This window comes from Pandoraea sp. E26, assembly GCF_000681415.1.
GTDB lineage: Bacteria > Pseudomonadota > Gammaproteobacteria > Burkholderiales > Burkholderiaceae > Pandoraea > Pandoraea pnomenusa.
In genome coordinates this window covers 440,846-467,261 of sequence record NZ_AYXJ01000002.1, presented here as the reverse complement: position 1 = coordinate 467,261, position 26,416 = coordinate 440,846, and the positions used below count along the sequence as shown (strand labels likewise).

The 26,416-nt window shown below is 63.5% G+C and carries 19 protein-coding genes; 8 read left to right on the top strand and 11 right to left on the bottom strand.

The window, feature by feature from the left end; genetic code table 11:
* The first annotated feature begins 18 nt into the window (after positions 1-18).
* Both W930_RS0102175 and W930_RS0102170 read left to right on the top strand, forming a co-directional pair.
* Positions 19-816: a transporter substrate-binding domain-containing protein gene (locus W930_RS0102175; protein ID WP_023596492.1), complete on the top strand. Its 798-nt coding sequence runs from the start codon at positions 19-21 to the stop codon at positions 814-816.
* 111 nt (positions 817-927) lie between these two features.
* Complete coding sequence (locus W930_RS0102170) at positions 928-1,587, top strand: amino acid ABC transporter permease (RefSeq protein ID WP_023596493.1); 660 nt, start codon at positions 928-930, stop codon at positions 1,585-1,587.
* Positions 1,588-1,756: 169 nt separating this feature from the next.
* Here W930_RS0102170 and W930_RS0102165 read toward each other — a convergent pair whose 3' ends face one another.
* The 3 genes from W930_RS0102165 to W930_RS0102155 all read right to left on the bottom strand — a co-directional run bounded on the left by W930_RS0102165 (position 1,757) and on the right by W930_RS0102155 (position 5,597).
* Positions 1,757-3,166, bottom strand: a complete 1,410-nt coding sequence (locus tag W930_RS0102165) for a lactate utilization protein B (RefSeq protein ID WP_023873957.1) — start codon at positions 3,164-3,166, stop codon at positions 1,757-1,759.
* A 97-nt stretch (positions 3,167-3,263) separates the two neighbouring features.
* On the bottom strand, positions 3,264-3,989 hold the full coding sequence (locus tag W930_RS0102160) for a (Fe-S)-binding protein (RefSeq protein WP_023596495.1): 726 nt from the start codon (positions 3,987-3,989) through the stop codon (positions 3,264-3,266).
* A 90-nt stretch (positions 3,990-4,079) separates the two neighbouring features.
* Entirely contained in the window at positions 4,080-5,597 is a 1,518-nt protein-coding gene (locus W930_RS0102155) for a PspA/IM30 family protein (protein ID WP_036655653.1), read from the bottom strand.
* 291 nt (positions 5,598-5,888) lie between these two features.
* Between W930_RS0102155 and W930_RS0102150 the strand changes: the two genes are divergently transcribed.
* The gene (locus tag W930_RS0102150) at positions 5,889-6,719 is read left to right on the top strand and encodes an IclR family transcriptional regulator (protein ID WP_023596497.1); all 831 of its coding nucleotides are present in this window, start codon (positions 5,889-5,891) and stop codon (positions 6,717-6,719) included.
* A 145-nt stretch (positions 6,720-6,864) separates the two neighbouring features.
* Here W930_RS0102150 and pbpG read toward each other — a convergent pair whose 3' ends face one another.
* The 4 genes from pbpG to W930_RS25680 all read right to left on the bottom strand — a co-directional run bounded on the left by pbpG (position 6,865) and on the right by W930_RS25680 (position 11,218).
* Positions 6,865-8,130 carry a D-alanyl-D-alanine endopeptidase gene (gene pbpG, locus W930_RS0102145; RefSeq protein ID WP_023873954.1) on the bottom strand — a complete coding sequence of 422 codons (1,266 nt, stop codon included), beginning with the start codon at positions 8,128-8,130 and terminating at the stop codon, positions 6,865-6,867.
* Positions 8,131-8,318: 188 nt separating this feature from the next.
* Positions 8,319-9,077, bottom strand: coding sequence for a nitroreductase (locus W930_RS0102140; protein ID WP_080685076.1), 759 nt, complete (start codon positions 9,075-9,077; stop codon positions 8,319-8,321).
* A gap of 174 nt (positions 9,078-9,251) precedes the next feature.
* Positions 9,252-10,139, bottom strand: a complete 888-nt coding sequence (locus W930_RS0102135) for a DMT family transporter (protein ID WP_224785335.1) — start codon at positions 10,137-10,139, stop codon at positions 9,252-9,254.
* A gap of 101 nt (positions 10,140-10,240) precedes the next feature.
* Positions 10,241-11,218, bottom strand: a complete 978-nt coding sequence (locus W930_RS25680; RefSeq protein ID WP_023873950.1) for a histone deacetylase — start codon at positions 11,216-11,218, stop codon at positions 10,241-10,243.
* A 482-nt stretch (positions 11,219-11,700) separates the two neighbouring features.
* Between W930_RS25680 and W930_RS0102125 the strand changes: the two genes are divergently transcribed.
* Entirely contained in the window at positions 11,701-12,261 is a 561-nt protein-coding gene (locus W930_RS0102125; protein ID WP_024788403.1) for a phasin family protein, read from the top strand.
* Between the two features lie 329 nt (positions 12,262-12,590).
* Here W930_RS0102125 and lpdA read toward each other — a convergent pair whose 3' ends face one another.
* The 4 genes from lpdA to aceE all read right to left on the bottom strand — a co-directional run bounded on the left by lpdA (position 12,591) and on the right by aceE (position 19,534).
* Entirely contained in the window at positions 12,591-14,378 is a 1,788-nt protein-coding gene (lpdA, locus tag W930_RS0102120; RefSeq protein WP_023596502.1) for a dihydrolipoyl dehydrogenase, read from the bottom strand.
* A gap of 20 nt (positions 14,379-14,398) precedes the next feature.
* Positions 14,399-14,980 carry an MFS transporter gene (locus tag W930_RS0102115; protein WP_023596503.1) on the bottom strand — a complete coding sequence of 194 codons (582 nt, stop codon included), beginning with the start codon at positions 14,978-14,980 and terminating at the stop codon, positions 14,399-14,401.
* Positions 14,981-15,063: 83 nt separating this feature from the next.
* Positions 15,064-16,749 carry a dihydrolipoyllysine-residue acetyltransferase gene (aceF, locus tag W930_RS0102110; RefSeq protein ID WP_023873949.1) on the bottom strand — a complete coding sequence of 562 codons (1,686 nt, stop codon included), beginning with the start codon at positions 16,747-16,749 and terminating at the stop codon, positions 15,064-15,066.
* A 97-nt stretch (positions 16,750-16,846) separates the two neighbouring features.
* Entirely contained in the window at positions 16,847-19,534 is a 2,688-nt protein-coding gene (gene aceE, locus W930_RS0102105) for a pyruvate dehydrogenase (acetyl-transferring), homodimeric type (RefSeq protein ID WP_023873948.1), read from the bottom strand.
* A gap of 343 nt (positions 19,535-19,877) precedes the next feature.
* On the opposite strand from aceE, the gene W930_RS0102100 reads away from it, so the two are divergent.
* From W930_RS0102100 to W930_RS0102085, 4 genes are all read left to right on the top strand, one after another.
* The gene (locus W930_RS0102100) at positions 19,878-22,361 is read left to right on the top strand and encodes a PAS domain S-box protein (RefSeq protein ID WP_023873947.1); all 2,484 of its coding nucleotides are present in this window, start codon (positions 19,878-19,880) and stop codon (positions 22,359-22,361) included.
* Complete coding sequence (locus tag W930_RS0102095) at positions 22,358-23,002, top strand: response regulator transcription factor (protein ID WP_023596507.1); 645 nt, start codon at positions 22,358-22,360, stop codon at positions 23,000-23,002. The genes W930_RS0102100 and W930_RS0102095 overlap by 4 nt, the downstream gene beginning before the upstream one ends.
* Positions 23,003-23,210: 208 nt before the next feature.
* Positions 23,211-24,065, top strand: a complete 855-nt coding sequence (folD, locus tag W930_RS0102090) for a bifunctional methylenetetrahydrofolate dehydrogenase/methenyltetrahydrofolate cyclohydrolase FolD (protein ID WP_023596508.1) — start codon at positions 23,211-23,213, stop codon at positions 24,063-24,065.
* Positions 24,066-24,262: 197 nt separating this feature from the next.
* A complete protein-coding gene (locus tag W930_RS0102085; RefSeq protein ID WP_023596509.1) occupies positions 24,263-26,341 on the top strand; it encodes a M3 family metallopeptidase in 2,079 nt (692 codons plus the stop codon).
* The last annotated feature ends 75 nt before the right edge of the window (positions 26,342-26,416 follow it).

The window sequence follows — 26,416 nt, the reverse complement described above, 5'->3', positions numbered from 1 at the left end:
TAGGGAGAATTCGTCACCATGAAAAACTGGCTCAAGACGCTGTGCCTCGTGCCGCTGGCCGCCGCCGCGTTGATCGGCACATCGCCGGCCCGCGCAGCCGACCTGCTCGATACCGTGAAATCGGCGGGCGTGTTGAAAGTCGGCATCGAGGGGACTTACCCCCCGTTCAACTACCGTGGCACCGACGGCCAGCTCGACGGCTATGACGTCGACGTGGCCAAGGCCGTGGCGCAGCGCCTCGGCGTGAAGGCGCAATTCGTGACGACCGAATGGAGCGGCATCATCGGCGGGCTGGTCGCAGGCAAGTTCGATGTCATCGTCAACCAGGTGGCCATCACCGACGAGCGCAAGAAGTCGCTCGACTTCAGCCAGCCGTACACCTACTCGGCCGCACAGCTCATTCAGCGCAAGGACGACAAGCGCGAATTCAATTCGCTCGACGCGCTCAAGGGCCACAAACTCGGCGTGAGCCTGGGCAGCAACTACGACAAGATGGCCAAAGCCGTGCCGGGCATCGACGTGCGCACGTATCCGGGCGCGCCCGAGTACTTGCGCGACCTCGCGGCAAACCGCATCGACGCCGCCCTCAACGATCGCCTGATGCTCGCGTATCTGATCAAGACGTCGAATCTGCCGCTGCGTCCGGGCGCCGTGCTCGAAGGCGCCAGCCAGTCCGTGGGCATCCCGTTCCGCAAGGGCAATCCGAAATTCGCCAAGGCCATCGACGACGCCCTCACGCAGATGAAGCAGGACGGCACGCTCACCAGGATCGCACAGAAGTGGTTCGGTGAAGACGTGTCCAAACCCGCGAAGTAAACCGCAGCTCCCGCGCCGAACGGTTTCGGCGACGTCACGGCCGGCATCACGCACACGACGCGGGTGCCGGCCGTCGTCATTGCGCACTCCGCCATTCCACCAGACATCCCCATGAATCCATTCGAACTCGCCGCCCAATCCATGCCGGTGCTGCTGCAGGGCACCGTGCTGACGATCAAGTTCGCCTTGATGTCGATGGTGTTCGGCCTGATGATCGGCATCGTCGTGGCGATCATGGGCATCGGCAAGATCCGTGCGCTGCGCGCCATCGCCCGCGCCTACGTCAGCGTGATGCGCGGCACGCCGCTGCTCGTGCAGATCTTCGTGGTCTATTACGGCCTGCCGGGCATCGGTATCTCGCTCGATCCCACTCCCGCCGGCGTGCTCACGCTCAGCCTGAATGTGGGTGCGTACCTGTCGGAGAGCATGCGCGGTGCGCTCGAAGGCATGCCGCGCGGCCAGTGGCTGGCCGCCTATAGCCTTGGTCTGTCGTACTGGCAGACGCTGCGCTACGTGATCGCGCCTCAGGCGCTACGCATCGCCGTGCCGAGTCTTGGCAACAGCCTGATCAGCCTGATCAAGGACACCTCGCTCGTATCGGTGATCACGGTGACCGAGTTGCTGCGCTCCGCACAGGAAGTGATTGCCTCGACGTACCAGCCGCTACCGCTATACCTCGCGTGCGCCGCCATCTACTGGGTGCTCTCGACGGGGCTGTCCGCGTTGCAGCGACGCATCGAGAAGCGCCTCGCGCTGCCGGCGAGGACGTAAGCCCACCCGCTGAATGCGACATGGCCGGGGGGCGCCGACACGGTCGACGCCACCCGGCCATGCCGGAAGTCCCACGTTGCGTTGGCGCGTCGGCGTGCGAACATGCACGCGCTCTTCGTCAACGCACCGCCGCGATCATCGCCAAGACGCACGCGCGGGCGGCTGACGCTTACCGCGGCGCCCTGCGCTCGCGATACATCGCACGGAACGTCTTGCCGCTCGGGGCGGGCATCTCGCGCGTGTCGGTCCAGCCTCCCCCGAAAGGCAATTTCGAAATGCTGCCGCGATCGCGCCCCATGCGACGCAGCGCCCACGAGCCAATGCCCGTGAGCGTGGCATACAGACGCGGCCGACGCGCGGCGAACGCCCATGCCGCAAGCGCCGCCCGCTCCTGCCACGGACGCAGGCCACGGTCGACCTGGCGCTCACGCAGCTTTCGCAGCAGGTCCGAAATCGGAATGCCGACCGGACACACACGGTTGCACTCCCCGCATAGCGTTGCTGCCTGCGGCAGGTCGAGCGTCTTCTCCAGCCCCACGTAGCTGGGGGTGAGCACCGACCCCATCGGCCCAGGATAGACCCAGCCGTAGGCGTGGCCGCCGATCTTCTGGTACACCGGACAGTGGTTCATGCACGCGCCGCAGCGAATGCATCGCAGCATCTCCTGGAACGCACCGCCGATCAGCCCCGAGCGCCCGCCATCGACGAGTACGAAGTACATGTGATCGGGGCCGTCCACCTCGCCTTCAGCACGCGTGCCCGTGAGCAACGAGAAGTAGTTCGACGTTCCCTGCCCGGTCGCCGAGCGCGGCAGCAAGCGCATCGCCGTGGCCAGGTCCTCGAGCGTGGGCAATACCTTTTCGATGCCCGTCACCGCCACATGCACGCGCGGCATGATCGTGCACATGCCCTCGTTGCCCTCGTTGGTCACCACGGCCACGGAGCCGGTTTCGGCCACGAGGAAGTTGCCGCCGGTCACGCCCATGTCGGCCGAGAGAAACTGCGGGCGCAACATCTCGCGGGCTTCGCGCGTCATCGCGGGAATCTCGGTCAGGCGCGGCTTGTGGTGCACGCGCGCGAACAGATCCGCGACCTCGTCTTTATCCTTGTGTACCACCGGCGCGATGATGTGCGACGGCGGCTCGTTGTCGTTGATCTGAAGAATGTACTCGCCAAGATCGGTCTCGACGGACTGCACGCCCATGTCGGCGAGCACCTTGTTGAGTTGCAACTCCTCTGTGACCATCGACTTCGACTTGATCACCTTTTTCACGTCATGCTTGCGCGCGATCTCGGCGATCAGGCGCGCGGCGTCCTGCGTGGATTCGGCGAACAGCACCGTCGCGCCGCGACGCGTGGCTTCGCGCTCGAAGATCTCCAGCCAGACGTCAAGCGTCTCGAGCCCGCGGTTGCGGCGCTCCTTGAGCGCCTCGCGAGTGGCCTCGAAATCGATCTCTTCGATGGCCGCGGCGCGCGCCGTCACGAACTTGGTCGAGAGCTTCTTGAGATTGGCCTGCAGACGCTGATCCGCGAGCTTCTGCCCCGCGCGCGCCTTGAACTGCATCGATTGAACTTGCATCGCGACTCAAGAGTAGTGATGGCAACCCGCACGCGCGCCGCGCGTCACCACGCGCGACGGTGCCGGGGCCGGTAGGGTCGGGAGGATGGCGGCGAACTCACGCATCGCCGGCGAGCACCTGTGCGATGTGCAACACGCGCGTCTTCGTGTCGCCCGTGCGCCGCAGGCGCCCTTCGATGTTGAGCATGCAACCGAGGTCGCCGAGCACCACGGCCGGTGCACCGCTCGCCGCAATGTTCGCGCACTTCTCGTCGACGATCGCCGTCGAGATGTCGCCGTACTTCAAGGCGAACGTGCCGCCGAATCCGCAGCAGGCCTGGCAGTCCTTCATCTCGGTCATCTTCACGCCGGGCATCTTCGCGAGCAATGCACGCGGCTGCGTCTTGACGCCAAGCTCGCGCAGGCCCGAGCACGAATCGTGGTACGTCACTTCGCCGTTGTAGTCGCCGGGCACCGTGTCGATGTGCAGAACGTTGACGAGAAAATCTGTCAGCTCGAACACCCGCGGGCGCAGGCGTTCGTAGCGTCCCATGAGTTCGGGGTCGTCGGCGAAGAGGTCGCCGTAATGCGCCTTGACCATGCCGCCACACGAACCCGACGGCACCACGACATAGTCGAACGATTCGAATTCATCGAGGAATTTCTGGGCGAGATCGCGGGCGATGGCGCGCTCGCCCGAGTTGTAGCCCGGCTGACCGCAACAGGTCTGGGAATCGGGAATGACGACTTCGCAACCGGCTGTCTCGAGCAGCTTGAGCGTCGAGAAGCCGATCTCCGGACGCATCATATCGATCAGACACGTGACAAACAGTCCGACGCGCATTGGGGGAATCCTCTTTTCGGGAACAATGCGCCATTATAAGTCGCCGGGCCAGGGCGGCCCAGCGTGGATTCCCGCATATCGCGCAGTGGATCACGCCATGCGCGGAACGTGCGGGCCGGCGCGGCCCGCCGAGCGAGAGCGCGGCGGCACGTAACCCCGGTCCGCCATCAGCGTGGCGACCTGATCCGAGGTGACCTTCAGCATGCGCTCCAGGCGATCCTGCCCCGCCGAGAGCCGCGCGTATCCCTCGGCCTGTGTCGTCCTGAGGCTCGCCACGTCGGCCTCGAGCACGGTCAGGCGATTCACGTCGGCCTCCACACGATCGAATCGTTCTCCAGTCGTGCCGGCGAGCGCCTTCAAGTCCGAGGAAAGCGCGTCGAGCCGGTGCCAGACCTGTTTGTCACGCGCCTCCTGCGCACGCGTCGCCTTCTCCAACCCGGTGGACAATCCGTCGAGCCGGTGCGAGACGCGCGCTTCGCTTTCCTGCCGCGCCCGGGTCTCCTTCGCCAGGTCCGCCGACAGCCCATCGAGCCGACGCCGCACCTGCGCATCGTCCTCCCGACGCGCCAGCGCCTCCTTCGCGAAATCCTCTGACAGTCCCTCGAGCCGGTTCGTGACGAAAGTGTCGCGCGCCTGTTGCGCCTGCGTCGCCTTGGCAAGATCCGCCGACAGCGCATTGAGCTGGTTCCATACCATCGTGTCACGCTCCAGTCGCGCACGTGTGGCCTGCACGTTCATTTGCGTTTTCATCATTGCCCCCTCCGATTCCAGAAAATGTCGGGTATCCGCCAACAGACCTTCGATCGACTTCCACGCGCGATCGCGATCGAACCCTCGTATGCTCGCCAGACTCTGCAGGCGAATAACCGTGGTGAATGTCAGTGCGGCGATGCCGATGATCGCCGCGAACGAGCCCCCCGAAGCAATCAGCGCCGCGATGCCGATTCCAACGGAGACGGCGTATAGCGCCGACGAAATCCAGAATCGCTTGCCGTAGTGCTTCTTCTCGGGCACCACCTGCTTCGAGGCCTGCCCAAGCGCCTCGCGCACCTCGTCGAGATGCAGGTCGATGGTCGCCATGAGCGCGGACGCCTCGCTCTCCACCTCGAGCCGGCTGCGCCACTCTCCCTGCACGTGCGAAGGCGGCCTCGCCCCGAGCTCCTCCACGCTCCGGGCCACGTCGATGCACGTCTGAAGCGCCTGATGTTCGTGCGCCAACACCTCCGTCAACTTCTCCAGAATCCGCGAAAACCGCCTGGCCGACGGCGTCAGCCGGCGGGCGTCGCTCACTGTCGTCTGATCGCCGACGAAGCCGAGCAGACCGGATGCCCGCGACGCCGATCCGCACCGCCAGAACGCATCGCACAGCCCGCCGCGCCAATAACCGGACGTCGCCTTCGCATAGCTCGTCACGAAGGTCTTCTGAAGCTTGCGCGTTGCAACGTTGCTCAGGCCGAGCCGGTCGCGGGCGTTGGCGATCTGCTCGAGTCGCGCGACGATTTCCGCCCGCCTCGCATCGATCGACCCTCCCAGCCCCTTGACCGCGCGAGGAACGTCATGGCGTCGGGGCAACACCGCCACCGCCGGCGCGTACACATAACCGAACATTGCCTGCACCTCCTCCGTGCCGGCCGCCGCCGCCCTCGACCGCGGCTTGACACTCCGTTGAATGGCACTGTCATCGTAACGAGCCACGGCGTTGGCCACTTTCGGTTTCTATCGGCGGTTACTGCGGCACCAACGCGCTTGCATGGCGAAGACCGAGCCACGGCGGCTCGCCGCCCCTTGCGCATACGATCGGCGTCGACGTCACTTTTCGCATGAGTCCTCTACGCGAAATGTGCGAATTTTTCACCATATGATATAGAATCGACGCTATACGAAACTCGGCCCTACCCCATGAAAGACGAAAGCAGTCAAGGCACGGAATCACGCACGTCCATCCAGGTGATCGAGCGCATGATGCGTTTGCTCGACGCGCTGGCAGCGCATGCGGACCCGGTCAGTCTCAAGGATCTGGCGCACGCCACCGAACTCCACCCGTCCACCGCACACCGCATCCTGAACGATATGGTGGCTTGCCGTTTCGTGGATCGTTGCGACCCGGGCACGTACCGTCTGGGCATGCGGTTGCTGGAACTCGGCAACCTGGTCAAGGCGCGCCTGTCGGTGCGCGACGCCGCGCTCACGCCGATGCGCAGCCTGCACCGCATTACCGGACAGACGGTGAACCTTTCGGTCCGTCAGGGCGACGAGATCGTCTATATCGAGCGCGCCTACAGCGAGCGCTCGGGCATGCAGGTGGTGCGTGCCATCGGCGGCCACGCGCCGTTGCACCTGACCTCGGTCGGCAAGCTGTTCCTCGCCGCCGACGAAGCGGCTCGCGTGCGGGCCTATGCCACACGCACCGGACTGTCGGGACATACGCGCAACAGCATCACTGATCTGCAGAAGCTCGAGCGCGAACTGACCCACGTTCGCAAATCGGGCTACGCGCGCGATAACGAAGAGCTGGAGCTTGGCGTGCGATGCATTGCTGCGGGAATCTACGACGACAGTGGCAAGCTCGTGGCGGGCCTCTCGCTCTCGGCGCCTGCCGACCGGCTGCAGGACGCCTGGCTGGCGAATCTGAACGAAACCGCGTTGGCGATTTCCACCTCGCTGGGTTTTCACGCCCCGCATCCGGAAACCAGCGGCGCGGCAGCACCGCACACCGCCGCGGCGGAATAGCCTGGATCGCCCAGTCGCACCAGGGCCTCCTCGGCCTTCACGGCATTCACGACGACCGGAACGGTTTGGACAAAACAAAAGGCGCTCCCGTGGGAGCGCCTTTTGTTTTGAACCCGAGCGTGGCAGCGGCCACGCCGCGAGCCGCTTACAGCGCGTGCTCGCTGTTGGTCGCGACCTGCGCCGTCGGCGCGGTACCGGCCGTACGCTGCGGCACCGAGCCACCCCCTTCCAGCAGCCACTTGCGGACGCGCGTTGCGTCGGCGAAGCGTGAATACTTGCCGGTCGAATCGAGCAGAATCATGATCACGGGACGGCCATCGACGTTCGCCTGCATCACGAGACATTGTCCGGCTTCGTTGATGTAACCCGTCTTCTGCAGACCGATTTCCCAACCCGGATGTCCGATCAGGTGGTTCGTGCTTACGTAGTGCAATTCACGACGACCGGTATTGACGTCGTAATTGCTGTCCGTCGAGAAACGGCGAATCATCGGGTACTGATACGCGGCCTTGACCATCTTCACGAGATCGCGGGCGCTCGACACGTTCTGGCTCGACAGTCCGGTGGGATCGTTGAAGTGCGTATCGTTCATGCCGAGCGCTTTCGCCTTGCGGTTCATCGCCGCGAGGAACGCCGGACGGCCACCCGGGAAATAGCGCGAGAGCGCCGCGGCCGCACGGTTCTCCGACGACATCAGCGCAATGTGCAGCATGTCCTCGCGCGTTAGACGCGAGCCCACCGACAGACGCGAGCCGGTGCCCTTCTCGTAGTCACGATCCTCGTCCGTCACTTCCATGACGTCCGTCATCGGGATATTGGCGTCGAGCGCGACCATTGCCGTCATCAGCTTGGAAATCGATGCGATCGGCAGCACGGCCTGCGAGTTCTTGTCGAACAGCGACTCGCCGGTGCGCTCGTCGACGACATACGCCACCGACGAACGCAGTGCCAGGGAGTCCGGTGTTTCGTGCAGGCCGAAGGCGCGGCCCGTCGACAAACGCTCCGGCGCCTGCGGTGCAAAACTCACGGTGCGGTACGACGTCACGACACGACGCTTGCCGTTCTTGTAGACGACGCGCTTGACGGCAACTCGCTTGGCCGCGGGTTCGTCGACTTCGACGGCCGCGAGCTTGCGAACCTTGCCACCGGCTTTCGCGTGTTTCGTTTCGCGAGAGACCTTGGTCGCTACAGCGGGTCTGACTTGGGATTTGGCGTTGACGGATTTCGTGGAGGCAACATTCGCGCAGGCGCGCTTCTGTGCAGCCGTCTTGGCCGTCTTGGGCGAGCAGGCGCTCGTCTTACCGGCGGCATGAACGACTGCCGGTGCACCGGCGGCGAGCGAAATCGCCACGACGGCAGCACCCCAGAGGCGGGAGCGGCACAGACGCGCAAGGGCGGTGATCGCGTACATAGATTGGGGGTAGCGTAAGGTTGGCAGGCAACGAGTTTGGGAGAAGTTTAGTAACTTCCGAAAAAATAAGCAATATGAATGACTTAGCTGAAATACTTAAACTGGCATCTGGCAGTTTTGTGCAGCGCAACGCGGCGAAATGCACATCCGCCAAATTTTGCCAAATTACGCCAACCTCTCGTGAAACGTCAGTTCAGAAAATGCGCCCATTCTTCAAGGGGCGCGCGCTCGGTGACGAGGCCGTTTTCCACCGCGTTCGGGTCGGCATGGCCCATCGCCATGCCACAGACCACCATGCGGGTCTCGGGCAGACGCAGTTCCGCCGCAATGACCTGATGAAACGTGGCGAAAGCCGCTTGCGGACACGTATCGAGCCCACGCGCGCGCGCCGCGACCATCACGCTCTGCAGGAACATCCCGTAATCCAGCCAGCTTCCCTGCTCCAGATGCCGGTCGATCGTGAAGATCAGTCCGACCGGGGCGTCGAAGAAGGTGAAATTGCGGGCATGTTGTCCGTGCATGCGCGCCTTGTCGGCCCGACCGATGCCCAGCAGTCCGTACAAATCCCATCCCACCTTGCGGCGCCGCGCCTGATAGGGCTCGGTCCACTCGCGCGGGTAGTACGCGTACTCCTCCTGGTGCAACAGCCGCTGCGCCGGATCGTTGAACGCCTCGAGCAATCGCGTCGTGAGCCGCTTCAGCGCTTCACCGGTCAGAACATAGGTCTGCCACGGTTGGATGTTGCTGCCGGATGGCGCCCTCGACGCGACCGACAGAATTTCGGCCACGGTCGACGGCGGCACCGGCTTGGGCAAATAGGCGCGAATCGAACGACGGCTGCGAATCGCCTCGTCGACATATCTCACGCACAGACCCGCATCGTCGTTGACAACTTCGTTCTGCGGACTTTCCCCAGGGCGTGCGCAATCGCCGTCGGCCGTCGCCATCGGACCGGGCGAATCGACGCGATCGGACGGATCGGCCGAACCGGTCGAATCCGTAAGATACGTAGAATCCGTCGAATCGACGTGCGGCATCGACTGTGCCGTGGGGATGTGCGGTGCTTCGTGACTCATGACGATGGACTCGTAACGTTCGGGAAAAGGCGAGCGCCGTGCCGATTACGACACTGCTGCGGCAGGCGCCGTGCGGCGTTCGATCACGAGGGCAACGCCCAGGGCCGCAACGACCATGCCTGCAGCGCTCAACGGCGAGAGCGTCTCGCCGAACAGCAGCCATGCCATGACGGCAGTGGTCGGAGGTGTCAGGTACATCAGACTGGAAACCTTGGTTGCGGCACCATGCCGGATCAGCACGAACAGCAACGAAATGGCGCCGATCGACAAGGCGAGCACCGACCACGCGAGCGCACCGATCATCTCGGCATTCCAGCGCACCTGCATGGTTTCGAGCGCCCAGGCGGCAGGCAAAGTCACGGCGAAGGCGGCGCCGAACTGCACAATCATGCCCACGCGCAGGTCGAAGTGCGAGCAGAAGCGCTTCTGGTACAACGTGCCCATGGTGATGGCAAACAGGCTCAGCACACACAGCGCGACCGTGCCGGCGCCAACGCCGCGAACACCGACCTTGTTGGCTACCACCAGCCCAACGCCCACGAAGCCGCACAGCAGGCCAAGCCATTGGCGGCGCGATACGGGTTCGCCGACCACACGCGCGAAGAGCGCCGTCAGGAGCGGCTGGATACCCACGACGAGCGCCGCCAGCCCTGCCGGTGCCCCGTGCTTGATCGCAGCCCAGACACCGCCGAGATAGATCGCCTGAATCAGGATGCCGGAGATCGCCAGATGCACGATGAGGGCCCAGTCGATGCGCTGCGCATCGCCGCGTCGCCTTGGCCACGGCGTGCGCGTGAGCAATGCGATCGGCAGCATCACGATCAGCGTGCCGCCAAACCGCAGTGCCAGGAAGGTCAGCGGTTCGGCGTTCGGCATGCCGTACTTCGCGACAATGAAGCCCGTGCTCCAGATCAGCACGAACCACCAAGGCATGGTGGCGCTCCAGAGCGCGCCCGCTCCGGCACGCGGCGCAGCGTATGCGCCTGGCAAATTCGGGGAATGAGAGGATTGCGGGTCGGCCGCGCGTCGATCCGTCATGCGAGCGCAACCGTCTGCGAGGTCGCGCTCGACGAGCCTGCCGCAAGTGCGCTGACTGCACCCAATGCACGACGTGAAGCGCGCTGGAACTGACTGGCGAGTCGAATCGTCGAGAAATGCGCGTCGACGGTCTGGCCAATGTCCCGTCCATATCCCCCTGCCATGGCAATCGCCACCGGCAGCCCCCGCTCGACGCACGCCGTGAGCACCCGCCGGTCGCGTGCGATCAGACCATCGTGCGTGAGCGCGAGCCGTCCGAGCCGGTCGTTCTCCAGCGGATCGGCGCCCGCAAGATAGATCACGAGCGTCGGGGTGAACTGCGCGAACAGGTCCGTCAACGCATGCCCCAGCGCGACGAGGTATTCGTCGTCGCCGCAGCCGTCGGGCAATGCGACATCCATGTCGCCGTGCGCCTTGTGAAACGGATAGTTATGCTCGCCGTGCAGCGACAGCGTGAAGACGCTCGGATCCTGCTCGAAAATCGCCGCGGTGCCATTGCCCTGGTGCACGTCGAGATCGACGATCGCCACGCGCGTGCCTGGGCCGAGCTCGGCCTGCATGGCACGGGCCGCGACCGCGGCATCGTTGAATACACAAAAGCCCTCGCCGTGATCGGAATAGGCGTGATGCGTACCCCCAGCGAGATTGACGGCAACACCGTCGACGAGCGCCGCCCGACACGCCGCCACCGTGGCCCCCGCTGACCGACGCGAACGCTCCACCATCTGTAGCGACCACGGAAACCCGATTTCGCGCTGTTCTTTCGGACTCAGCGCGCCCGAGCTAACGCGGCCAACGTAGTCCGAGGCATGGACGCGGCCGAGCATCGCATCATCGGCCGGCAGGGCCTCGACGAGCATGACCTGGGGCAGCTCTCGCGCCACACGTTCGCGCAGGCGCGCGTACTTCTCCATGGGAAACCGATGCCCGGGAGGCAGCGGCAAGACGAAATGGTCGCTGTAAAACGCTTGCATCGACGCGGATGGCCGGCGGGTGCGGCACGCTAAAAGGCGTTGAACGACGTCGGCAACGGCGAACGGCGCTCGCGGGAGCCCCCATCGGGTGTCCACCGCACGGCAAGCGCCCGTTCCGCCAGTGCCGGAACTCGTCGATAGTACCATCGCCCGGGACGGTGCGCCGGGCGCCACAACGGTGCAAAGCCGCACCAGTCAAGGCGTGCGAGGCGCCTACCCGCCTTCGCCGCAACGCGAGGTGATATGCGCGCCACGGGATCCCAAGTTACTGATTTTGTAAGTCTTTGTTGAATTTGTGCGCCGCACAAAAAAGACTTGACAGCCACGGGAAAATCTCTAAACTTGCATTTGTGCGATGCACAAAAAGAGATCGCACCCATTTTGAGAAGGCCCCAACCGTGTTTTCACCGAGATAAGGTGAGAACCATCCAGCGAACACGGAGTGGGTCGATACGTTGTGTATGACACCCTAGGAGAACGCCATGTCGTTTCTGACCCCCGAACAATTCGCTGCCGCGCACAAAGCCAACCTCGAAACCCTGTTTGGCCTGACCAACAAGGCCTTTGAAGGCGTTGAGAAGCTGGTCGAGCTGAACCTGCAAGCCGTCAAGGCATCGCTGGCCGAATCCGCCTCGACCGCACAGAAGGCTTTCGCCGTGAAGGACGCTCAGGAGCTGCTCGCCCTGCAAGCCAATCTCGTTCAGCCGGCGGCCGAAAAGGCGCTCGCGTACGGCCGTCACCTGTATGAAATCGCTTCGTCGACGCAAGCCGAAGTGACCAAGGTGGCCGAAGCCCAACTGGCCGAAGGCTCGCACAACATGCAAGCGCTGTTCGACAATCTGGCCAAGAACGCTCCGGCCGGTTCGGAGTCGGCGGTGGCACTGGCCAAGTCGGCCCTGTCCGCTGCCAACAGCGCGTTCGACAGCGTCCAGAAGGCAACCAAGCAAGCCGTGGAAATCGCCGAAACGAACTTCGCCGCTGCGACCAACGTCGCATCGAAGGCTGCGGCTCAGGCTTCGCGCGCCGCCAGCGCCAAGAAGTAATCTCGGCGCGTCTTTGGCATTGCTTTACGAGGGACGCTTGAAAATTCGTCGCCGCACCCCAAACTGATGTGGCGACACCAGTTGTCTCCTCGGTACCAAAGGTACCTTTCGAACCCGGCACTCGCCGGGTTTTCTTTTTGTGCGGTGCGAATTGTGCGCCACTGCGGGGCATCGACGCCGCACAAAAGAAAACCGCCATTCGGAGTCCGAACGGCGGTTTTTCACTTTGGCGATCGATGCGGCAGGGAGCACCCCTGGCGACCCTGCCGCACCGTGCTACGCCCTATCGCGCCGACGCGGCAAACGTGGCAAACGCGATCAACGTTGCCTCACTTCTTGCGAGCAGGCGGCACATCGGTGCACACCCCTTCATAGATCTCCGCGGCCATGCCGACCGATTCGGCCAGCGTCGGATGCGGATGGATCGTCTTGCCGATGTCGACCGCGTCGGCGCCCATCTCGACCGCCAGGCAAAGCTCGCCGATCAGATCGCCCGCATGGGTGCCGACGATCGCGCCGCCAACGATGCGATGGGTTTCTTCGTCGAACAGCACCTTGGTGAAGCCCTCGTCGCGGCCGTTCGCGATCGCGCGGCCCGACGCCGCCCACGGGAACACGGCCTTGCCGTACTTCACACCTTCGGCTTTCAACTGATCCTCGGTCTTGCCAGCCCAGGCCACTTCCGGATCGGTGTACGCGACCGAGGGAATCTGGATCGCATCGAAGTAAGCCTTCTCACCCGCTGCCGCCTCGGCAGCCACGTGCGCCTCATGCACCGCCTTGTGCGCGAGCATCGGCTGGCCGACGATATCGCCGATGGCGAAAATGTTCGGCACGTTGGTGCGCATTTGCTTGTCGACGGAAATGAACCCGCGATCGCCCACCGCCACGCCCGCCTTCTCCGCGCCGATCTTCTTGCCGTTCGGGCTGCGGCCCACCGCGACGAGCACGAGGTCGTAGCGTTGCGGCTCGGCCGGTGCGGATTCGCCTTCGAATTTCACATAAATGCCGTCGGGCTTGGCTTCGGCACCCACGGTCTTGGTCTTGAGCATGACGCGACCGAAGCGCTTGGCGTTCATTTTCTCCCAGACCTTGACGAGATCGCGGTCCGCGCCCTGCATCAGGCCATCGAGCATTTCGACGACGTCGATTTCGGCACCCAGCGCGCTGTACACCGTCGCCATCTCGAGACCGATGATGCCACCGCCGATCACCAGCATCTTCTTCGGCATCTGGCGCAACTCCAGCGCACCGGTCGAATCGACGATGCGCGGGTCTTCCGGCAGGAACGGCAGCTTGACGGCTTGTGAGCCAGCCGCAATGATCGCCTGCGCGAACTTCACCACGCGCTTGTTGCCCTCGCCGTCCACGACTTCGATGTGATTCGGGTCGAGGAAGGTGCCCACGCCGCGCACGACTTCGACCTTGCGCATCTTGGCCATGCCCGCCAGGCCGCCGGTGAGTTTGCCGACCACGCTTTCCTTGTAGCTGCGCAGCTTGTCGAGGTCGATCTCGGGCTTCGCAAACGAGATACCGTGATGCCCAAGCGATTGCGCCTCTTCAAGCACGGCGGCCGTGTGAAGCAGCGCCTTCGACGGAATACACCCCACGTTCAGACACACGCCGCCGAGCGTCGCGTAGCGCTCGATCAGCACGGTCTTGCGCCCCAGATCGGCACTGCGGAAGGCGGCCGAGTACCCGCCCGGTCCTGCGCCGAGCACGACCACGTCGCACTCGGTGTCGGCGCCACCGGCATGCGTGGCCGCGGCCGGTGCGGGTGCGCTCGATGCGGCTGGCGCTGCCGGCGCTGCCGGCGCTGCCTGGGCCGTTTGCGGCGCGGGCGCAGCGGCGGCCGGCGCAGAGGCCGTTGCGACACCCGCGTCGTCGGCTTCGACGAGCGCGATCAGCGTGCCCTGGCTGGCCTTGTCACCAACCTTGATCTTCACTTCCTTGACGGTGCCCGCCACTTCGGACGGCACTTCCATGGACGCCTTGTCCGATTCCAGCGTGATGAGCGACGCATCCTTGGCGATCTTGTCGCCGGGCTTGATCATCACTTCGATGACATCCACGCCCTCTGCGCCGATATCCGGCACCTTGACTTCAATGAGACTCATGCGGGGTCTCCCTGTCGCATTTATGACTTGATGGTGGTATCGATCGGAAACGCATGCACCTGAAACGGGCCGGCCGAGCTCTTGTCGAACTCGGCCCCCGCCTTCACGCCCGCTTCGGCGATGGCGCTAGCGCTCAGATCCTGGTCGTAGAGGGCGTACATCGCACCGAGCGCGAAGTTGCGCCCCGAGCCGATCCCCCAGAACCGATCGAAAACAAACACTTCCCGATAGGAATAGATCCCGTAGATACCCGTCGGATTCGCGACCACACAAGTGATCTGCGACGATTCGTACGGATCGTCTTCCTCTTCCTTGGTGTTGAGGAAATACTCTTCCTTGAGCTTCTGGTGGACGCGACAGAACGTGCGGAACACTTCGTCACGCGTGTGCAGACGGCACTCATCCGCCATGCCGGAGAGAATGGCGCGCATGACCGGAAAGTGCGCGGTCGTGCCGGCCAGTCCGATATACGAGTCGCCGACGAGAAACACCTTGCGATTCTCTTCGTACGTTTGCGACAGCCGCGTATCGCCGAACGTGACGAGCGAATCGGCGGCAATGGCGATCTCGCCGGCCTTCCTGACGACTACCACGGTGGTCATGCTGCCCCTCCCCCGTCCAGATCCAGAAACTTGTCCGCGCCGCCGCCGGCATTGCGCTCACGCGCGGCCGGCGGCGATTGCCATCACAGCATTGCGCGGCGGAAGTCAGCCAACAGTTGACCCAGGTAGGCATTGAAGCGCGCGGCCTCGGCGCCGTCGATCACGCGGTGATCGTACGACAGCGACAGCGGCAGCGTCAGTTGCGGCACGAACTGCTGCTTGCTTTCGTCCCACACCGGCTTCTGATACGAACGGGACAGGCCGAGAATGGCCACTTCCGGCGCGTTGATGATCGGCGTGAAGGTCGTCCCGCCGATACCGCCCAGCGACGAAATCGAGAAGCATCCGCCCTGCATCTGGTCCGGCTTGAGCTTGCCTTCGCGGGCGAGCTTGGCCAGTTCCGACGTTTCGCGAGCGATCTCGAACACGCCCTTCTTGTCGGCGTCGCGCACGACCGGCACCACGAGGCCGTTCGGGGTGTCAGCGGCGAAGCCGATGTGGAAATACTGCTTGAAGACGAGGTTGTCGCCGTCGAGGCTGGCGTTGAACGTCGGGAACTTCTTCAGGGCCAGCACGCAGGCCTTGATCACGAACGCAAGCATCGTCACCTTGATGCCGGCCTTTTCGTTTTCCTTGTTCAGTTGAACACGGAAGGCCTCGAGCTCGCCAATATCCGCTTCGTCGTTGTTCGTGACGTGCGGAATCATGACCCAGTTGCGGTGCAGATTGGCGCCGGAAATCTTCTTGATGCGCGAGATTGCCTTGGGCTCGACCGGGCCGAACTTGGAGAAGTCGACCTTCGGCCACGGCAGCAGATTCAGTTCGCCACCACCGGCCGGGGTCCCAACCGCCGCAGCCGGACGATTGCCGGCAAGCGCTGCCTTCACGAAGTTGCGAACGTCGTCGATGACGATACGTCCCTTCGGACCGGTGCCCTTCACTTGCGTAACATCCACGCCCAGTTCGCGGGCGAATTTGCGCACCGACGGGCTGGCATGGCTGATCGGTTGACCGCTCTGGGCCACGGCGGGCGCAACAGGTGCGGCGACAGCGGGGGCCTGCTGGGGCGCCGGCGCGGGCGCCTGTGCTGCGGGAGCCGGCGCGGGTGCGGGTGCGGGTGCGGGTGCAGGTGCAGCGGCCTTGGCCGGGGCAGCAGCGCCTTCGAGCACGACGATCGACGTGCCTTCCGAAACCTTGTCGCCCACCTTGACCTTCACTTCCTTGACAACGCCAGCCGCCGGGCTCGGTACGTCCATCGACGCCTTGTCCGACTCCAGCGTGATCAGCGATTGCTCGGCCGTCACGGTGTCGCCCACCTTGACGAGCAATTCGATCACGGGCACGTCGTCGTAGCCGCCGATATCCGGCACCTTCACATCGATCGTGCTCGTGCCCCCGACGGCCGGTGCGGAGGCCGGGGCCGGGGCCGCGGCGGGTGCAGACGGCGCGGCGGCCGTCGTCGCAGGCGCCTGAGGCGCTGCAGCCGGTGCGGGCGCCGCGGCACCGTTGGCTTGCGCACCCGAGCCGTTTGCGGTCTCGAGCGTCAGAATGAGGGAACCCTCGGATACCTCATCGCCGACTTTCAGGCTCATCGCCTTGATGACACCGGCGGCCGGACTCGGCACATCCATCGTGGCCTTGTCCGATTCCAGGGTGATCAGGGCCTGCTCGGCATCGATCTTGTCGCCCGCCTTGACCAGCACGTCGATGACGGGCAAGTCCTTGAAGTCACCGATATCCGGGACTTTCACTTCGATCACTTGACTCATTTTCCACAGTCTCCTCGAGGCTGCGCTTGGCACACAGCGCGCGAGCGCCGGCCGCTGGGGGGCGGCCGGTGCGCATGCACACCGCGCGAAGCGGCCTTTAGACGGTCATCGGGTTGGGTTTGTTCGGATCCAGGTTGTACTTGGCAATCGCTTCGGCGACCTTGCTCGCCGGCAGCGTGCCTTCGTCGGCCAGTGCCTTGAGGGCAGCGACCGTGACCCAGTGACGATCCACCTCGAAGAAGTGACGCAGCTTCTCGCGCGTGTCCGAGCGGCCGTAACCGTCGGTACCGAGCACCACATAGCGTCCGCGTACGAACGGACGGATCTGATCGGCGTACGTACGGATATAGTCGGTCGATGCGATGACCGGACCACGCGTGTCATTCAGGCACTTCTCGACATGCGACAGACGCGCCGTCTCGGTCGGGTGCAGGAGGTTGTAACGTGCCACGTCGTTGCCTTCGCGGGCCAGTTCGGTGAAGCTCGGGCAGCTCCACAGATCCGATTCGACACCCCAGTCGTTCCTGAGCATCTCGGCGGCGGCAATGACCTCATTGAAGATCGTGCCCGACCCCAGCAGTTGCACCCGCGGCGCCTTGCCGTTGTCCGCGCCACGGCGGAACGCGTACATACCCTTGAGGATGTCCTGTTCCACGCCTTCCGGCATGGCCGGATGCGGGTAGTTCTCGTTCATCACGGTCAGGTAGTAATACACGTCTTCCTGATCCTGCACCATGCGGCGCAGACCGTCCTGAACGATCACGGCGAGTTCGTAGGCGAACGTCGGATCGTACGGCAGGCAGTTCGGAATCGACGACGCCCACAGCAGCGAGTGACCGTCTTCGTGCTGGAGACCTTCGCCGTTGAGCGTCGTGCGACCAGCCGTGCCGCCAACCAGGAAGCCGCGTGCACGCATGTCGCCCGCTGCCCAGGCCAGATCGCCGATGCGCTGGAAGCCGAACATCGAGTAGAAGATGTAGAACGGGATCATCGTCTCGCCATGCGTCGAGTACGACGTCGCAGCGGCGATCCAGTCGCACATGCCGCCCGCTTCGTTGATGCCTTCCTGGAGAATCTGACCGCTTTCCGATTCCTTGTAGAACATGAGCTGGTCGTGATCCTGCGGAATGTAGCGCTGACCAGCCTGGCTCCAGATGCCGATCTGGCGGAACAGACCTTCCATCCCGAAGGTGCGCGACTCGTCCGGCACGATCGGTACGATGCGCTGGCCGAGCGCCTTGTCCTTGAGCAGCACGTTGAGAATACGCACGAACGCCATCGTCGTCGAAATCTCACGGCCTTCTGCCGTCGCCTTGAGCAGCGCGTCGAACGCTGCCAGCGCGGGCACCGGCAACGAAGCCGCCTTGGTACGGCGCTGCGGCAGGTAGCCGCCCAGTTCCATGCGGCGAGCGCGCATGTACTCGAGTTCCTTCGAGCCTTCCTCGAACTTCAGGTAGGGCACTTCAGCGATCTGATCGTCCGGAATCGGCAGCTTGAACTGATCGCGGAACTTCTTGAGCGACTCCACCGGCATCTTCTTCTGCTGGTGGGTGATGTTCATGGCCTGACCGGCCTCGCCCATGCCATAACCCTTGATCGTCTTGGCCAGGATGACGGTCGGTTGCCCCTTGTGCTGCGTGGCGGCCTGGTACGCGGCGTAGATCTTGTGCGGATCGTGACCGCCGCGGTTGAGCGCCCAGATGTCCTCGTCGGAATAATCGGCGACCATCGCCTTGAGTTCCGGCGTGTTGAAGAAATGCTCGCGCACGTAGGCGCCGTCCTTCGACTTGTAGGTCTGATACTCGCCGTCCACGCACTCCATCATGCGCTTCATCAGCAGGCCGTTCTTGTCGCGAGCCAGCAGCGGATCCCAGCGGCTACCCCAGATCACCTTGATGACGTTCCAGCCTGCGCCGCGGAACTCCGACTCGAGTTCCTGGATGATCTTGCCGTTGCCGCGCACCGGACCATCCAGGCGCTGCAGGTTGCAGTTGATCACGAAAACGAGGTTATCGAGCTGCTCGCGGCCGGCCATGCCGATGGCGCCCAGCGATTCCGGCTCGTCCGTCTCTCCATCGCCGAGGAAGGCCCAGACCTTACGGCCCTCGGTCTTCACGATATTGCGCGACTCCAGGTACTTCATGAAGCGTGCCTGGTAGATCGCCATGATCGGGCCGAGGCCCATCGACACGGTCGGGAACTGCCAGAAATCCGGCATCAGCCAGGGGTGCGGATACGACGACAGACCGCCGCCATCGACTTCCTGGCGGAAATTGTCGAGCTGCGGCATGTCGAGTCGGCCCAGCAGGAAAGCCCGGCTGTACACGCCCGGCGACGAGTGGCCCTGCACGAAAACCAGGTCACCGCCATGCTTGTCGGAAGGTGCATGCCAGAAGTGGTTGAAACCGACGTCGTACAGCGTGGCGGCCGAGGCGAACGATGCGATGTGGCCGCCCACGTTCGTGTCCTTGCCGGCGCGCAGCACCATCGCGATCGCGTTCCAGCGGGTGTACGAGCGGATCTTGTGCTCGACGTCCTGATCGCCAGGAATGCGGGCCTGCTGATCGACCGGGATGGTATTGATATAGGGGGTGTTGGCCGAGAACGGGTGGTGCTCGCCGTTGATGCGGGCGAATTCGATCAGCTTCTCGAGCAGGTAGTGGGCGCGCCCAGGTCCTTCGGCCGCCAGCACGCCTTCGAGCGATGCCAGCCATTCTTGCGTTTCTTGGGGATCGGCGTCCGCAGGGGATACGATCTTCAGGGCTTCTTCAGGTACGGCGGACATGGTGTCTCCTTGTCTGTCGTTAGCGGGTTGGCGTAATGGTCGATACCCGCTTCATGGACGGGCCCACCGGCATTTTTACCGGGGCATTGTACGAAGGATATTCCCGCATTCGCAAGCGAAATTTCAGATTACGATAGTAAATTTCATGATGCGGAATTCTGTTGCAGTGCACATAAAATCAAGGGGTTGCTGACGACATCACACCACGAATCGAGCGCGTACCGATCGGTCTCAACTGCACTTTGAGGTGCCGTCTTACCAAAAGGATCGGACGCATCCGAAAAGCAGGACCCTACGTGTTGCGGCAGCGGGAAACGGGGCGCGCCTGCGCTACAATCTCGCCATGCTTTCGCCACGCCTTGCCAACTCCGCCCCACCGTCCCGGTCCGCCGCTACGCCTGCCCGCTCCAACCGATGGTTGCAGGGGTTCGCGGAGTCGCATTACTACTTGCTCGTCCCGCTCGTCTCCATTGTGATCTTCCTCGTGGTGATGAGTTTGATCCTGTGGAGCCTGAACCGCAGGGAGACGGAGCAGCAGCAGGACACGCTTTACCGCAACGTGGCGTGGGCGCAGCAGCAGATTCGCCTGAACATGCTGGCCATTCAGGACCAGATCAGTTCCCTCGCGCGGGACACGGCCGCCAAGCCCCAGGACATCACGCACTTCCAGAACACCGCGAGCGAGCTGATGCAGAATCATGCGGACATTGTCTTCATGAACTGGCTCGACGCGTCGCAACGTCCGCGGTGGGCCGTCCCCGCCGATTCACCGTTTGCCTCGCGCCTGCAAGGCTCGGCGCAGCATCCGATGGAGGACGAACTGTTAGTGGCGTTTCGCGCCGCCCGGGATTCGCGGCGATCGGCGTACTCCACGCTGATCTACGACGCGTCCGGCGCCAGCTACATCGTCGTGCAGGTGCCGGTGCTGCGCGAGCGCGAGTTTCTCGGCACGATCAGCGCAGTGTATTCCGTCGAGGGGCTGCTCATCCATGAGCTGCCTCAGGAGCTCGGCGACAAGTTCAAGGTGTCGTTCATCGACACGCACAACAACGAGTTGGCCACGACGTCCACACGTCCGCCGTTGCCGCGCGACGTCTCGTATGAGTTGCTGCTCGATCCGCCGGGTCACAGTCTGGCGGTGCGTATCTACTCGTATCCGGCCGTCGGGAATTTCGTCAACAACACACTCGTCTGGCTGATCGCGGGACTGTCGTGTTTCGTCCTGTGGAGCTTGTGGAGCCTGTGGCGCCACACGCGGCAACGCTTCGAAGCCCAGCAGGCGCTGTTCAACGAAACGTCGTTCCGGCGTGCCATGGAGAACTCGATCGTCATCGGCATGCGCGTGCTGGACCTGCAGGGCCACATCACGTACGTGAATCCCGCGTTCTGCCGCATGACCGGCTGGGACGAGCCCGATCTCATGAATCGCGCGCCGCCCTACCCCTACTGGCCGAAGGACGACATTCACGAAATGCAGCGTCGCATCGACATGACACTGCGCGGCAAGGCCCCGTCGCACGGATTCGAGATTCGCGTGCAGCGCAAGGACGGCACCATCTTCTACGCGCGCATGTTCGTCTCGCCCCTCGTGGATGCACACGGCCGCCAGACCGGCTGGATGTCGTCGCTGACCGACATCAGTGAACCCAAACGCGCGCGCGAGGAACTGGCGGCGGCCCACGAGCGTTTCACAACCGTGCTCGAAAGCCTCGACGCGTCGGTGTCGGTACTGGCCGTCGACAAGGCCGAATTGCTGTTCGCGAACCGTTACTATCGACAACTGTTCGGTACGCGTCCCGAAGGTCACCTCGAACTATCGGGCGGCGGAGAACTGTCCCCGACGTCGCTCGATCATATCGACATGGTCGATGCGTTTGCGGGGCTGCCGGCGGCATCGCTGACCGACACGGCAGCGGAAACGCAGGAAATCTACCTGCCAACGCACCAGAAATGGTTCGAAGTCCGACGTCAGTACATTCAGTGGGTGGATGGTCATTTGGCGCAATTGCAGGTGGCGACCGACATTACGGCGCGTCGGCACGCGGAAGAACTGGCCCGCCAGGAAGAAGAACGCCTGCAATTCACCGGGCGCCTGACGACCATGGGTGAAATGGCGTCGTCGCTGGCTCACGAACTGAACCAGCCGTTGGCGGCCATCAACAACTACTGCATGGGCACGGCCGCACTGGTCCGTGCCGGGCGTACGTCCCCCGAGACCTTGCTGCCCGCGCTGGAAAAGACATCCCAGCAGGCCGTTCGCGCGGGCATGATCATCAAACGGATTCGCGCGTTCGTGAAACGTAGTGAACCGAAGCGTCAACCGTCATCGATTTATGAGATCGTGGCGGATGCCGTGGGCCTCGCCGAGATCGAAGCGCGCAAGCGGCGCATTCGCATCGTGACCGAGCTGCCCGCGGGACTACCGCAGATTTACGTCGATCCGGTGCTCATCGAGCAGGTGTTGGTGAACCTGCTCAAGAACGCCGCGGAAGCCATGCACGGCTACACGCCGCCGCCTGGTCAGCGACGCGATCCGACGGTACGTCTGCATGTGGAACGGCGAGACAAATCGGTCGAATTCCAGGTATCCGATCATGGACCTGGCGTCGACGAGGCGACCATCGAACGACTGTTTGAACCGTTCTTTAGCACCAAGTCGGACGGCATGGGCATGGGCCTGAACATTTGCCGCTCCATCATCGAATCGCATCACGGCCGTCTGTGGGTCGAAAACAATGAAATCGACGGCGTGCGGAATGGTTGTACTTTTTGTATTCTGTTACCGTTAGAAGGCGATACGACATCCGGATCCGGGGGAGGACTATGACGACACCCAACACCAATATCGATCAAGAAACTGTCTTCGTTGTCGATGACGACGAAGCTGTCCGCGACTCGCTTCGCTGGCTTCTCGAGGCCAATGGCTATCACGTGCGTACTTTTTCGAACGCCGAAGATTTCCTTTTGCACTACAACGAACATCAGATCGGCTGCCTGATTCTGGATGTCCGCATGCCCGGCATGACCGGCCCCGAACTTCAGGACCAACTGCTTGGCAAGAAAGTCAATATTCCGATCATTTTCGTGACCGGGCACGGCGACGTGCCGATGGCCGTCGAGACGATGAAAAAAGGCGCGATGGATTTCATCGAAAAGCCGTTTGACGAAGCGGACCTCCGGGCCCAAGTCGAGAAGATGCTGTCGAAAGCGCGTGCCGAAGCGAGCAGCCAGCGCGAACAACAGGCAGCGGAAGAGTTGCTCTCCAAGCTCACCAGTCGCGAGCACCAGGTGCTCGAGCGCATCATCGCCGGTCGCCTGAACAAGCAAATTGCCGACGATCTGGGCATCAGCATCAAAACGGTCGAAGCGCACCGCGCGAACATCATGGAGAAGCTCAACGTCAACACCGTTGCCGATCTGCTTCGCCTCGCGCTCTCGAAGCGCTCCAGCAGCGCACCTCGCCCCTGAGCGAACCGCCGCGAGCCGTGTGAAGGACGCCTCGTCACTCCCCCTTTGACGAGGCGTCAAAGCGCAGGCGCCCGCGCTTGTGCGCCCTCTCCCGTCCGTCCAGACGCGTCGGTATAATACGATCTTTGCGCTCGTCATCCGCCTGACACGCGCCGCCGTATCCGGCCCCTTGGGCCAGCCCCCTTCCTTCATTGAATACCCACGCATCATGACCGCCACCCTCATCGACGGCAACGCCCTCGCCAAACGTATTCGCGCCGAAGTCGCCACGCGCGCCGCCGCCCTCACCGCCCGCGGCCACCAGCCCGGCCTGGCCGTGGTGCTCGTCGGCGACGACCCCGCCAGCCAGGTCTACGTGCGCAACAAGGTCAAGGCGTGCGAGGACAACGGTTTGTATTCGTCCCTCGACCGCTATCCGGCGGATCTGACGGAAACCGCCCTGCTCGCCCGAATCGATGAGCTCAATCGCGACCCGAAGATCAATGGCATTCTGGTGCAACTGCCACTGCCGAAGCATATCGACAGCCACAAGGTGCTCGAAGCCATCGCGCCGGAAAAGGACGTCGACGGCTTCCACGTCTCAAACGCCGGCGCACTCATGACCGGCGCGCCGCTGTTCCGCCCGTGTACGCCCTACGGCTGCATGAAAATGCTCGAGTCCGTCGAATTCCCGCTGCGCGGCGCGGTGGCCGTCGTGATCGGCGCGTCGAACATTGTCGGCAAGCCCATGGCCATGATGCTGCTGCAAGCGGGCGCCACCGTCACCATCTGCAACAGCAAGACCCGTGACCTGGCCGCGCACACCCGCAACGCCGACGTGATCGTCGCCGCCGTGGGCAAGCGAAACATCGTGACGGCCGACATGGTCAAGCCGGGCGCCGCGGTCATCGACGTCGGCATGAACCGTGACGACGAAGGCAAGCTTTGCGGCGATGTCGATTTCAATGGTGTCAAGGACGTGGCGGGCTACATCACGCCAGTGCCGGGCGGCGTTGGCCCCATGACGATCACCATGCTGCTCGTCAACACGATCGAGGCTGCCGAGCGCGCACTGGGCGCCTGATCGCTCACCCGCCTCGGCCGCCCCTCGCAAGGGTGCATGCGGACAACCGCATGCACCCTTGTTGTTTCTGGACGCGCGCCATCGGACGGCCATTCGGGACCGCCCCACCCAATCGGCGCGGTTGAAAAAAACGACTGGAAAATTCGACGGGATGCCCCCACACTCTTCGTAAGCCCTTTCCAGTGGACCATGAACGCATGAATACGCCGCAAACCAATCCCCTGCTCGACATCGAAGGCCTGCCCCGTTTCGCCGAAATTCGCCCTGAGCACGTGACGCCGGCCGTCGACGTGCTGCTGGAGCAGGCGCGCGCGGCGGTCGAGCGCGCAGCGGACCCCGCAACGCCGGCGACCTGGGCCAACATTCTCGACGCCGTGGAAGACGGCACGGAAGGCCTTGGCCGTGCCTGGGAGATCGTCGGGCACCTGAACGCCGTTGCGGATACCCCCGAACTGCGCGCCGCCTACAGTGAAAACTTGCCGCGCGTTACCGAATTCTCGGCCAGCGTCGGCCAGAATCTGGCGTTGTTCGAAAAGTACAAGGCGATCGCCGCCGGCTCGGAATTCGACGGCCTGTCCGCAGCCCGCAAAAAGATCCTCGAAAACGAAATGCGCGGCTTTCGTTTGGGCGGTGCCGAACTGCCCGAAGACCAAAAGCCTCGATTCGCCGAGATTCAGGAAGCGCAGGCGCGACTGGCCAAGACCTTCTCGGATCACGTGCTCGACGCCACGAACAAGTTTTCGCTGATCGTCACCGACGAGCAGGAAATCGCTGGCCTGCCCGACGACGACAAGGCCGCCGCCCGTGCCGCCGCAGAGCGCGACGGCGCACAGGGCTGGAAGTTCACGCTGCACTTCCCGTCTTATTTCCCGGTGTTGCAGTACGCCGAAAATCGCGCGTTGCGCGAGAAGCTGTATCGCGCAAACGTCACGCGCGCCTCGGAGCTGGGACCGAAGTTCGGTGACGGCGAAGCCGACTGGGACAACACGGAAATCGTCGTCGAACAGCTGGCATTGCGTCGCGAAGAAGCCCATATGCTCGGCTTCAAGAACTATGCGGAGGTGTCGCTCGAACCCAAGATGGCGGAATCGCCGGCACAAGTGCTCGAGTTCCTCGAAGACCTCGCCCGTCGTGCCCGCCCCTACGCCGAACAGGATTGGGCGGAACTTCAGGCATTTGCCGCGACATCGCTCGGCATCGACAAGCTCGAACCCTGGGACACGGCCTATGCCTCTGAGAAGTTGCGTCAACAGCGCTACGCATTCTCGGAAACCGAAGTTCGCCAATATTTCCCCTTGCCCAAGGTGCTCGACGGCCTGTTCCGCGTGGCCGGCACGCTGTTCGGCGTGACGATCCGTCCGCAGGATGCCGAGACGTGGCACCCGGACGTGCGCTTTTTCCGCATCGAGCGCGACGGTGAACTGGTGGCCCAGTTCTACATGGATCTGTTCGCACGCGAAGGCAAGCGCGGCGGCGCCTGGATGGACAGCGCCCGTACGCGCAAGCGCCTGCACGACGGTGCGCTTCAAACCCCGGTCGCGTACCTGGTTTGCAACTTCCCCGCGCCGGTTGGCGAGAAGCCAGCCCTGTTGCCGCATGACGACGTGATCACACTGTTCCACGAGTTCGGCCACGGGCTGCACCATATGCTCACGCAGGTGGAAGACGCCGGCGTCGCGGGCATCAACGGCGTGGAATGGGATGCCGTCGAGCTGCCGTCGCAGTTCATGGAGAATTTCTGCTGGGAATGGGATGTGCTGGAGCACATGACGGCGCACGTCGACACGGGTGCCCCATTGCCGCGCGCATTGTTCGACAAGATGGTCGCCGCACGCAACTTCCAGAGCGGCCTGATGATGCTGCGTCAGCTGGTTTTCTCCGACTTCGACATGCATCTGCATTACGACTTCGACCCGCATGGCAAGGAGTCGGTGCTGGCGCTGTCCAAGCGCATCAACGATCGTCTGCACGTCACGCCCCAAGCGGAGTTCTCGCGCTGGCCGAACACGTTCAGCCACATCTTCGCCGGCGGATATGCCGCGGGGTACTACAGCTACAAGTGGGCCGAGGTGCTGTCGGCGGACGTGTATGCCGCGTTCGAGGAAGCCGCCAAAGTGAGTGGCACCGTTCTCGATACGACCACGGGTGCACGGTACCGCGATGAAATTCTTGCCGTGGGCGGCAGCCGCGAAGCGATGGAATCGTTCATCGCATTCCGTGGCCGAGCCCCGCAGGTGGACGCGCTGCTGCGCCACAGCGGGATGTCGGCAAACTGACGGACCTGCTCCGGGCGTGCGGGGGTAGACGCCGCGGTAAGGAAGACGGGCGCTTTCGAGCGCCCGTTTTTGTTT